An 11,881-nucleotide genomic window follows, 5' to 3' on the forward strand; every position below is an offset into this window, starting at 1 on the left:
CCATTCGGAAATACCCATAAAAAGCATAAAAATCCAACAAGTTAACTAATAATTGGTTAAATTTTGTTGTATGCTGGTGTATCTGCCCGAAAAAGGGTTGTGGAAGTTTGTTGCTTAGTGCGCCATTTGAAACGCAGCTTTTAGCCCATAGCACGCGTTTTAAAGCATTTTGCAGCAGGTTGGGTCATAAATCAGCAGGCTGAGGAACCCATGGTTTACTCTTATAGCGAAAAGAAACGTATCCGTAAGGATTTTGGCAAACGCCCACAGGTACTGGAAATTCCATACCTTCTTTCAATTCAGCTTGATTCTTTCAAAAAGTTTATTGAGACCGATCCGGAAGCTCAATACGGTTTGGAAGCAGCATTTCGTTCCGTTTTTCCAATTAAAAGCTACTCAGGTAGTTCAGAGCTTCAATATGTAAGCTACCGCCTGGGAGAGCCAGTTTTCGACGTTAAAGAATGTCAAATTCGTGGCGTAACTTTCTCTGCTCCGTTAAGAGTAAAACTACGGTTAGTGTTGTTCGATAAAGACGCTGCCCCAGGTACAGTAAAAGATATTAAAGAACAAGAAGTGTACATGGGCGAGATCCCGTTGATGACTGAGAACGGTACGTTCGTTATCAATGGTACTGAGCGTGTTATCGTGTCACAACTACACCGTTCACCTGGTGTATTCTTTGATCACGACAAAGGTAAAACCCACTCGTCAGGTAAAGTGCTTTATAACGCACGTGTAATTCCTTACCGTGGCTCGTGGTTAGACTTCGAGTTTGACCCGAAAGATAACCTATTCGTACGTATTGACCGTCGTCGTAAATTGCCTGCAACCATTATTTTGCGCGCACTTGAAATGACGTCTGAAGAAATCCTTGATACTTTCTTCGACAAAGTTGGCATACGTATCAATAAAGACAAGTTGATGATGGAAGTGGTTCCAGATCGCCTTCGTGGTGAAACTGCCGCTTTTGATATTATCGATGGTGAAGGCAACGTTGTTGTTGAAACTGGTCGTCGTATCTCAGCACGTCATACTCGTGCACTAGAGAAAGCAGGTCTTACTGAGCTAGAAGTTCCAGCTGATTACCTAATTGGCCGCGTATACGCTGCTACTTACGTAAACGAAGATACTGGCGAAGTTATTGTAAGCGCGAACGAAGAACTTACCCTTGAGAACCTAGCGGCGCTAAGCCAAGCGGGTATCAAAGAGTTCGAAACGCTTTACATCAACGAACTTGACCACGGTTCATACATTTCAGATACGCTACGTATCGACTCTTCAACTAACCGCTTAGAAGCACTAGTTGAAATTTACCGTATGATGCGCCCTGGTGAGCCACCAACAAAAGACGCAGCAGAAACCTTGTTCGATAACTTGTTCTTCTCTGACGAACGTTACGATCTATCTTCTGTTGGCCGCATGAAGTTCAACCGCCGTCTAGGTCGTGAAGAACTTATTGGTTCAGGCACGCTAGATAAAGAAGACATTATTTCTGTAATGAAGCAGCTAATAATGATTCGTGACGGTAAAGACGAAGTAGATGATATCGATCACCTAGGTAACCGTCGTATCCGTTCTGTTGGTGAAATGGCAGAGAACCAATTCCGCGTTGGTCTTGTACGTGTAGAACGTGCAGTTAAAGAGCGTCTAAGCTTAGGCGACCTAGACAACGTAATGCCACAGGACCTAATTAATGCTAAGCCTATCTCGGCTGCGGTTAAAGAGTTCTTCGGTTCATCTCAGCTTTCTCAGTTCATGGACCAAAACAACCCGCTATCAGAAGTAACGCACAAGCGTCGTATTTCTGCATTAGGCCCGGGTGGTCTTACACGTGAACGTGCAGGCTTCGAGGTTCGAGACGTACACCCGACTCACTATGGTCGTCTATGTCCAATCGAAACGCCGGAAGGCCCGAACATCGGTCTTATCAACTCATTGGCGAGCTTTGCGCGCACCAATGACTTCGGTTTCCTTGAAACACCTTTCCGTCGCATTGTTGACGGTGTGGTAACAGACGAAATCGATTACTTATCTGCAATTGAAGAAGGTCAATTCGCAATCGCTCAGGCTAACATTGCGCTGACTGAAAATGGCGAGTTGGTAGACGACCTAATTCCATGTCGTCACCGTGGTGAAACTACTTTGATGCCAACTGAAGACATCAAATACATGGACGTTTCACCACAGCAAATCGTTTCAATTGCTGCGAGCATTATTCCATTCCTAGAGCACGATGATGCAAACCGTGCACTTATGGGTGCGAACATGCAACGTCAGGCAGTACCTACATTGCGCGCTGATAAGCCGCTAGTTGGTACCGGTATGGAAAGAACTATCGCGGTTGACTCAGGTGTTACTGTAGTTGCTAAGCGCGGTGGTGTGGTTGACTATGTTGATGCCAGCCGTATCGTAATTAAAGTAGACGAAGATGAAATGCTTCCAGGTGAAGCGGGTATCGATATCTATAACCTGACTAAATACACGCGTTCTAACCAGAACACTTGTATCAATCAGAAGCCTACCTGTAGCGTTGGTGACCCGATTGTTACTGGTGACGTGCTAGCTGACGGTCCTTCAACAGACCTAGGTGACCTTGCACTTGGTCAGAACATGCGTATTGCGTTCATGCCGTGGAATGGTTACAACTTCGAGGATTCAATCCTTATTTCTGAGCGTGTAGCACAGGAAGACCGTTTCACTACAATCCACATTCAAGAGCTTAGCTGTATCGCTCGTGATACTAAGCTTGGGCCAGAAGAGATTTCTTCTGATATCCCGAACGTGGGTGAATCTGCACTAAGCAAGCTTGATGAATCAGGTGTTGTTTACATTGGTGCGGAAGTGAAAGGCGGTGACATCCTAGTAGGTAAAGTAACGCCTAAAGGTGAAACTCAGCTTACGCCAGAAGAGAAACTACTACGTGCAATCTTCGGTGAAAAAGCGTCTGACGTTAAAGATACGTCTCTACGTGTACCTAACTCTGTTCACGGTACCGTAATCGACGTTCAAGTATTTACCCGTGATGGTGTAGAGAAAGACAAGCGCGCGCTAGAAATTGAAGATATGCAGCTACGTCAGGTTAAGAAAGACCTTACTGACGAATTCGAAATTCTTGCAGATGGTATCTTTGCCCGTGCACAAACTGCACTTCTACGTGCTGGTGTTGACCAAGCTAAGCTTGACAGCCTGCCGCGTGAAAAGTGGTTTGAAATCGCACTTAACAGTGAAGATGCACAGCTAGAGCTTGACCAAATCGCTGATCAACATGCTGAAATCAAATTAGACTTCGATAAGAAGTTTGAAACTAAGCGTCGTAAGATCACACAAGGCGATGACCTAGCGCCTGGCGTACTTAAGATTGTTAAGGTTTACCTTGCGGTTAAGCGTCACATCCAACCGGGTGACAAGATGGCCGGACGTCACGGTAACAAAGGTGTTATCTCGACTATCCAGCCTGTAGAAGACATGCCATACGATGCTAACGGTACGCCGGTAGATATCGTTCTTAACCCACTAGGTGTACCGTCTCGTATGAACATCGGTCAGATCCTAGAAACTCACTTGGGTATGGCTGCACACGGTCTTGGTGTGAAGATTGATCGCATGATTAAAGAGCAGCGTGAGCTGGCTGAACTGCGTGAGTTCTTGAAGAAGGTGTACGAGCTTGGTGAAAATCACCAAGAAGTTGACATCGATAACTTCACAGACCACGAAGTACGTCGCTTAGCGGAAAACCTTCGTAAGGGTGTTCCAATTGCAACGCCTGTGTTCGATGGTGCTCGTGAATCTGAAATCAAAGAAATGCTGAAGCTTGCTGATATTCCAGAAAGCGGTCAGATTTCATTGTTCGACGGTCGTACCGGTCGCGAGTTTGAGCGTCCAGTTACGGTTGGTTACATGTACATGCTGAAACTGAACCACTTAGTAGACGACAAGATGCACGCGCGTTCTACTGGTTCTTACAGCCTTGTTACACAGCAGCCTCTTGGTGGTAAAGCACAGTTTGGTGGTCAGCGCTTCGGTGAGATGGAAGTGTGGGCACTTGAAGCATACGGTGCAGCATATACCCTTCAGGAAATGCTTACTGTTAAGTCAGATGACGTTAACGGCCGTACCAAGATGTACAAGAACATCGTCGATGGCGACCACAGAATGGAACCTGGCATGCCAGAATCATTCAACGTACTACTTAAAGAAATTCGCTCGTTGGGTATCAACATCGAGCTTGAAGAAAAGTAATACGGCAATCGCCGCGTAATGTTATGAGATGGCCCGGCGCTTGCGCCGGGTTCTAGAGACTGACTCCGCTGGGAGAGTAATGTGAAAGACTTATTAAAGTTTCTAAAGCAACAAAACAAGACCGAAGAATTCGATAATATTCGAATTGGTCTGTCTTCACCTGACATGATCCGTTCATGGTCATTTGGTGAAGTTAAAAAGCCTGAAACAATTAACTACCGTACGTTCAAGCCTGAGCGTGACGGTCTGTTCTGTGCGCGTATCTTTGGTCCGGTTAAAGACTATGAATGTCTTTGCGGTAAGTACAAGCGCCTTAAGCACCGTGGTGTTATCTGTGAAAAGTGTGGCGTTGAAGTTACACTGACTAAAGTACGCCGTGAGCGTATGGGTCACATCGAGCTAGCTAGCCCGGTTGCACACATCTGGTTCCTTAAATCACTACCGTCTCGTATCGGCCTTATGCTTGATATGACACTTCGTGATATTGAACGTGTACTTTACTTTGAATCATACGTGGTTACAGAGCCAGGTATGACTACACTTGAGCGCAGCCAACTTCTTAACGAAGAAGAGTATTTGGATGCACTTGAAGAGCACGGTGACGAGTTTGACGCGAAGATGGGTGCTGAAGCAGTATTCGATCTTCTAACGGTACTTGACGTAGACGCAGATGTAGCGGCTATGCGTGAAGAGCTGCCTTCAATCAACTCTGAAACCAAGCGTAAGAAAATTACTAAGCGTCTTAAGTTACTTGAGTCATTCCAACAGTCTGGTAATAAGCCAGAGTGGATGATCATGACGGTTCTTCCGGTACTACCACCAGATTTACGTCCTCTAGTACCACTAGATGGCGGCCGTTTTGCAACGTCTGACCTTAACGACCTATACCGTCGTGTAATCAACCGTAACAACCGTCTTAAGCGTCTTCTAGACCTAGCTGCTCCAGACATTATCGTACGCAACGAAAAGCGTATGCTTCAAGAGTCTGTTGATGCGCTTCTAGATAACGGACGTCGTGGTCGTGCAATTACCGGTTCTAACAAGCGTCCACTTAAGTCGCTTGCAGACATGATCAAAGGTAAGCAAGGTCGTTTCCGTCAAAACCTTCTTGGTAAGCGTGTTGACTACTCAGGCCGTTCTGTAATTACCGTTGGTCCAACGCTACGTCTTCACCAGTGTGGTCTTCCTAAAAAGATGGCACTTGAGCTATTTAAGCCGTTTATCTACGGTAAGCTTGAAGGTCGTGGTCTTGCGACAACAATTAAAGCAGCTAAGAAGCTTGTAGAGCGCGAAGCACCAGAGGTTTGGGACGTATTAGACGACGTTATCCGCGAACACCCGGTACTACTTAACCGTGCACCTACACTTCACCGTTTGGGTATCCAAGCATTCGAACCTACACTAATTGAAGGTAAAGCGATTCAGCTTCACCCTCTAGTGTGTGCGGCGTACAACGCCGACTTCGATGGTGACCAAATGGCGGTACACGTACCGTTGACAATCGAAGCACAGCTAGAAGCACGTGCACTTATGATGTCAACGAACAACATCCTGTCTCCAGCGAACGGTGAGCCAATCATCGTACCTTCACAGGACGTTGTATTGGGTCTTTATTACCTAACGCGTGACAAAGTAAACGGCTTAGGCGAAGGCATGGTATTTACCAGCCCGAATGAAGCAGAAAAAGCGTACCGTACAGGTAATGCTGAGCTTCACTCTCGCGTTAAAGTACGTATTACTGAATATGACATCGATGAAGATGGCAATAAAACTGAGAAAGTAACGCTAACTGACACTACTGTTGGTCGTGCAATTTTCTCATTGATCCTTCCAAAGGGTCTGCCGTTTGAAATCATCAACCAAGCAATGGGCAAGAAGCAAATTTCAAAACTATTGAATGCTTGTTACCGTACGCTAGGTCTGAAAGATACAGTAATTGCTGCTGACCAAATCATGTATACCGGTTTCCACTACGCGATGATCGCGGGTGCGTCTGTTGGTATCGACGATATGGTTATTCCTGCTGCGAAGAAAGACATCATCGATGCAGCGGAAGCAGAAGTTATTGAAATTCAGGAACAGTTCCAAAACGGTCTTGTTACCGCGGGTGAGCGTTACAACAAAGTTATCGATATCTGGTCAAATGCCAACGAAAAAGTTGCTAAGGCCATGATGGATAACCTTAAGACTGACATCGTAATTAACCGCGATGGCGAAGAAGAAGAGCAATCATCATTTAACTCTGTTTACATGATGGCCGACTCGGGTGCTCGTGGTAGTGCCGCTCAGATTCGTCAGCTAGCAGGTATGCGTGGTCTGATGGCTAAGCCAGATGGCTCAATCATCGAAACCCCAATTACGGCGAACTTCCGTGAAGGTCTGAACGTACTACAGTACTTCATCTCAACTCACGGTGCTCGTAAAGGTCTAGCGGATACCGCACTTAAGACAGCTAACTCGGGTTACCTAACGCGTCGTCTAGTAGACGTTGCACAAGACTTGGTAATCACTAACGACGACTGTGGCACATTCGAAGGTGTTCAAATGACACCACTAATCGAAGGTGGTGACGTTGTTGAGCCACTACGCGAGCGTGTACTAGGTCGTGTGGTAGCAGAAGATGTACTTAAGCCAGGTACTAACGAAGTACTAGTAGAGCGTAACGTTCTTCTAGACGAAGCGTTAGTAGACATGCTTGAAGCTAACTCAGTAGACCAAATCATGGTTCGCTCGGTAATCACTTGTGACAACGACTTCGGTGTTTGTGCTAAGTGTTACGGTCGTGACCTTGCACGTGGTCACATGGTGGGTAGCGGTGAATCAGTTGGTGTTATTGCAGCACAGTCAATCGGTGAGCCAGGTACACAGCTTACCATGCGTACGTTCCACATCGGTGGTGCGGCATCAAGAGCATCTGCTGAGAACAGCGTACAAGTGAAAACAGCAGGTAGCCTTAAGCTACACAACGCGAAGTTCGTACGTAACTCTGAAGGTAAAGTGGTTATTGTTTCTCGTTCAACAGAACTTACTGTTATCGACGAGCAAGGCCGTGAGAAAGAGCGCTATAAAGTACCTTACGGTGCTGTACTTAGCGTGGATGACGGCGCAACGATTGCAGCTGGCGACATTGTTGCTAACTGGGATCCGCATAGTCACCCAATCATCACTGAACGTGCAGCTAAGATTAGCTTCGCAGACATTGATGACTCTAACACCGAAATGCAGCAAGACGAGCTTACTGGTCTAACCCGTATCGTTGTTAAAGACCTTGCGAAAGTTAACGCGAAAGAGCCTAAGCTAATTCTTGAAAGCGACGAGTTCGGTCTTCAAGAAATTCGTCTTCCAAGCTTCACCACAATCGAAGCGAAAGAAGGCAAAGTGGCTAACGAAGGTGACGTGCTAGCACGTATTCCTCAGGAAAGCTCGAAGACTCGTGATATCACGGGTGGTCTACCGCGCGTTGCGGACCTATTTGAAGCTCGTAAGCCTAAAGAGCCTGCAATCCTTGCAGAAATCTCAGGTACTATCGGCTTCGGTAAAGAGACCAAAGGTAAGAAGCGTCTTGTAATTACACCTGCTGAGGGTGATGCATACGAAGAGATGATTCCTAAGTGGCGTCAGCTTAACGTGTTCGAAGGTGAGAAAGTGGAAAAAGGCGAAGTTATCGCTGATGGTCCAGAGTCTCCACACGATATCCTACGTCTACGTGGTATCTCAGCAGTAGCAAACTACATCGTGAACGAAGTTCAGGAAGTATACCGTCTACAGGGTGTTAAGATTAACGATAAGCACATTGAAGTAGTTATTCGTCAGATGCTACGTAAGTGTGTTATCACTCAACCAGGCGATACGCAGTTCCTTGAAGGCGAACAGGTTGAAGTATCGAACGTTAAAGTGGCTAACCGTGAAATTGAAAAACACGGTAAGATCCCAGCGCAGTACGAAACACAGCTGCTTGGTATCACTAAAGCGTCACTGTCTACTGAGTCATTTATCTCAGCGGCATCGTTCCAAGAAACAACACGTGTTCTAACTGAAGCTGCGGTTCAGGGTAAAGAAGATGACCTACGCGGTCTGAAAGAAAACGTAATCGTTGGTCGTCTAATTCCAGCGGGTACCGGTTTCGCTTACCATGAACGCCGTGCACAACGTCGCAAAGAGCAAATCGAAGAAATGTCAGTATCTGCTGCTGAAGCAGAACAGGCACTAACCGAAGCGCTTAATGCAGGTGCAGACGAAGATACTGCCGAATAAGGCATGATCATAGGAGTACGTTAACGTACTCCTAACAATTTGGCAGTCCAGTTGTACAGATTGCAGATAAATTAACTGCTTAACCTTTGTACACCTTGACAGTCAGAGCGATGATCTTTAATATTCCGCGACCCGATTTTGGATAGCCATCAAATGGCTCGATAAACGGTCGCGGTTTTTCGTATCAGCGCTCAGTGAATATTGACGAGCACAATGTTCACAAACAAGCGCGATTAAACAATTAATCGCATTAATATGGACCCAATCACAGTGATTGGGTTTTCGTAGTTTTTAATCAGGAGCTAGTTAATGGCAACAGTTAACCAGTTAGTGCGCAAGCCGCGTAGAAAGCCCGTTGAAAAAAGCAACGTAGCTGCTCTACAAGCTTGTCCACAAAGACGTGGTGTATGTACTCGTGTATATACTACTACGCCTAAGAAACCAAACTCTGCACTACGTAAAGTATGTCGTGTACGTCTAACTAACGGTTTTGAAGTTTCTTCATACATCGGTGGTGAAGGTCACAACCTACAAGAGCACAGTGTAGTACTTATCCGTGGTGGTCGTGTTAAAGATCTACCAGGTGTTCGTTATCACACAGTTCGCGGTACTCTTGACTGCGCAGGTGTAAACGATCGTAGACAAGCCCGTTCTAAGTACGGCGCGAAGAAGCCTAAATCTTAACGGTTCTCCGTTAGTAAGGCCAAACTGAAGTTTAAGAGTTTTGGGTTTTCCCTGAATTCATACGGAGAATAGAAAATGCCAAGAAGAAGAGTCGTAGGTCAACGTAAAATCCTACCAGAGCCAAAATTTGGTTCACAACTGCTTGCGAAATTCATGAATGTCGTAATGCTCGACGGCAAAAAGTCAGTCGCTGAAAGAATCGTTTACGGTGCGCTTGATATTGTTGCTGAAAAAACCGGCAAAGCACACCTAGATATCTTCGAGGAAGCGCTTGATAACATCCGCCCAACAGTAGAGGTTAAGTCTCGTCGTGTTGGTGGTTCAACTTATCAGGTTCCAGTTGAAGTACGTCCAGTTCGTCGTAACGCGCTAGGTATGCGTTGGATGGTAGAAGCTGCACGTAAACGTGGCGAAAAGTCTATGGCACAACGCCTAGCGGCTGAAATGCTAGACGCAGCAGACAACAAAGGTTCAGCGGTTAAGAAACGTGAAGACGTTCACCGTATGGCCGAAGCAAACAAAGCGTTTGCTCACTACCGTTGGTAATCAACGTTATTTAACTGAGAGAGATTTATGCCTCGTAAGACCTCGATTGAGCGTTATCGCAATATTGGTATTGTGGCTCACGTGGACGCGGGTAAAACCACGACCACAGAGCGAGTCCTGTTTTATACAGGACTGTCTCACAAAATCGGTGAAGTGCACGATGGTGCTGCTACCATGGACTGGATGGAGCAAGAGCAGGAGCGTGGTATTACTATCACGTCTGCTGCAACGACTTGTTTCTGGTCTGGTATGGAGCAACAGTTCGATCAGCACAGAATTAACATCATCGACACCCCTGGACACGTTGACTTTACTATCGAAGTAGAGCGTTCATTACGTGTACTAGATGGTGCAGTGGTTGTATTCTGTGGGTCTTCTGGGGTAGAACCTCAATCAGAGACAGTCTGGCGACAGGCTGACAAATATGAAGTGCCACGCCTAGTGTTCGTTAATAAAATGGACCGGGCTGGCGCTGATTTTGAACGTGTTGTGGGTCAAATCCGCAAGCGTTTAGGCGCAAACTGTGTTCCGATTCAAATCAACATGGGCGCTGAAGAGAATTTCCATGGCGTCATCGACCTTGTGAAGATGAAAGCCATCAACTGGAATGAAGAAGACATGGGTATGACATTTACCTATGAAGACATTCCAGCTGAATATTTAGATACCGCTGAGCAGTACCGCACCGAAATGATCGAAGCGGCTGCTGAAGCGTCTGATGAGCTTATGGACAAGTACTTGGAAGGCGAAGAGCTGACTGAAGAAGAAATCCGTTTAGGCCTTCGTACGCGTACACTGAACAACGAAATTGTTCTTGCCACTTGTGGTAGTGCCTTCAAAAACAAAGGTGTTCAGGCAGTACTAGACTCTGTTATTCATTACCTTCCGTCTCCAACTGAAGTTAAAGCCATCACTGGTGTGCTTGACGATAAAGACGAGACTGAAGCAGAGCGTCATTCAAGCGACGATGAGCCTTTCTCAGCGCTAGCATTTAAAATAGCGACCGACCCATTTGTGGGTACGTTGACCTTCTTCCGTTGTTACTCGGGTGTAGTAAACACAGGTGATACGGTTTACAACCCTGTTAAGGGCAAGCGTGAGCGCTTCGGGCGTATTGTGCAGATGCACGCAAAAGACCGCGAAGAGCTTAAAGAAGTACGCGCAGGTGACATTGCCGCCGCTATCGGACTTAAAGATGTAACTACGGGTGATACGCTTTGTGATCCTAATAACGTTATCACGCTAGAGCGTATGGAGTTCCCTGACCCTGTTATTTCAATAGCGGTAGAGCCTAAATCTCAGGCTGACCAAGAAAAAATGGGTATTGCCTTAGGCAAACTCGCGGCAGAAGATCCATCGTTTAAAGTTAAAACTGATGACGAGACGGGTCAGACAATTATCTCAGGTATGGGTGAACTTCACCTTGATATCATTGTCGACCGCATGAAGCGTGAATTTAAAGTTGAATGTAACGTAGGTAACCCACAGGTTGCTTATCGCGAAACCCTTCGTAAATCTGTTGAAGTGGAAGGGAAGTTCGTTCGTCAGTCAGGCGGCCGAGGCCAGTTTGGTCATGTATGGCTACGCATTGAGCCTCAGGAAGAAGGTTCAGGCTACGAATTTGTGAACGAAATCGTCGGTGGTGTTGTACCAAAAGAGTTCATTCCAGCGGTCGATAAAGGAATTCAGGAGCAGATGCGAAGTGGTGTTCTTGCAGGGTTCCCAGTACTAGATGTAAAGGTTACTTTGTTTGATGGTTCTTACCACGATGTTGACTCTTCTGAAATGGCGTTTAAGATCGCCGGCTCTATGGGTTTCAAAAAAGGCGCCGCAGAAGCAAATCCGGTGTTGCTTGAACCCACAATGAAAGTTGAAGTAACTACTCCAGAAGACTGGATGGGTGATGTAGTTGGTGACATTAATCGTCGCCGCGGCATGATCGAAGGTATGGAAGATGGCGTAGCAGGTGTTAAAATAATACGTGCAAAAGTGCCGCTTTCAGAAATGTTTGGCTACGCAACTGATTTGCGTTCACAAACACAAGGTCGTGCTTCATACTCAATGGAGTTCTTCAATTATTCTGAGGCGCCGAACAATGTGGCGCAGGCTATTATTGAATCTAGAATTTAATCTAAATGAAGGTTCGGTCCGGTCTATT

The 11,881-nt window shown here is 46.1% G+C and carries 5 protein-coding genes; all 5 read left to right on the forward strand.

Translation table 11 applies throughout. The features are described 5' to 3' along the window. Positions 1–210 precede the first annotated feature (210 nt). The 5 genes from rpoB to fusA all read left to right on the forward strand — a co-directional run bounded on the left by rpoB (position 211) and on the right by fusA (position 11,853). Positions 211–4,239 (forward strand): DNA-directed RNA polymerase subunit beta, encoded by a 4,029-nt coding sequence (rpoB, locus tag ACXAGV_RS05460; protein ID WP_474872384.1) that lies wholly within the window; start codon positions 211–213, stop codon positions 4,237–4,239. Between the two features lie 81 nt (positions 4,240–4,320). Further along, positions 4,321–8,493, forward strand: a complete 4,173-nt coding sequence (rpoC, locus tag ACXAGV_RS05465; RefSeq protein WP_474872385.1) for a DNA-directed RNA polymerase subunit beta' — start codon at positions 4,321–4,323, stop codon at positions 8,491–8,493. 309 nt (positions 8,494–8,802) lie between these two features. After that, positions 8,803–9,177: a 30S ribosomal protein S12 gene (rpsL, locus tag ACXAGV_RS05470; protein ID WP_025257518.1), complete on the forward strand. Its 375-nt coding sequence runs from the start codon at positions 8,803–8,805 to the stop codon at positions 9,175–9,177. Positions 9,178–9,252: 75 nt separating this feature from the next. Further along, positions 9,253–9,723 (forward strand): 30S ribosomal protein S7, encoded by a 471-nt coding sequence (gene rpsG / locus ACXAGV_RS05475; RefSeq protein ID WP_014980519.1) that lies wholly within the window; start codon positions 9,253–9,255, stop codon positions 9,721–9,723. Between the two features lie 27 nt (positions 9,724–9,750). Further along, a complete protein-coding gene (gene fusA, locus ACXAGV_RS05480) occupies positions 9,751–11,853 on the forward strand; it encodes an elongation factor G (protein WP_071952896.1) in 2,103 nt (700 codons plus the stop codon). Positions 11,854–11,881: the final 28 nt, after the last annotated feature.

It is taken from the genome of Alteromonas sp. ABH4_453 (assembly GCF_056160665.1).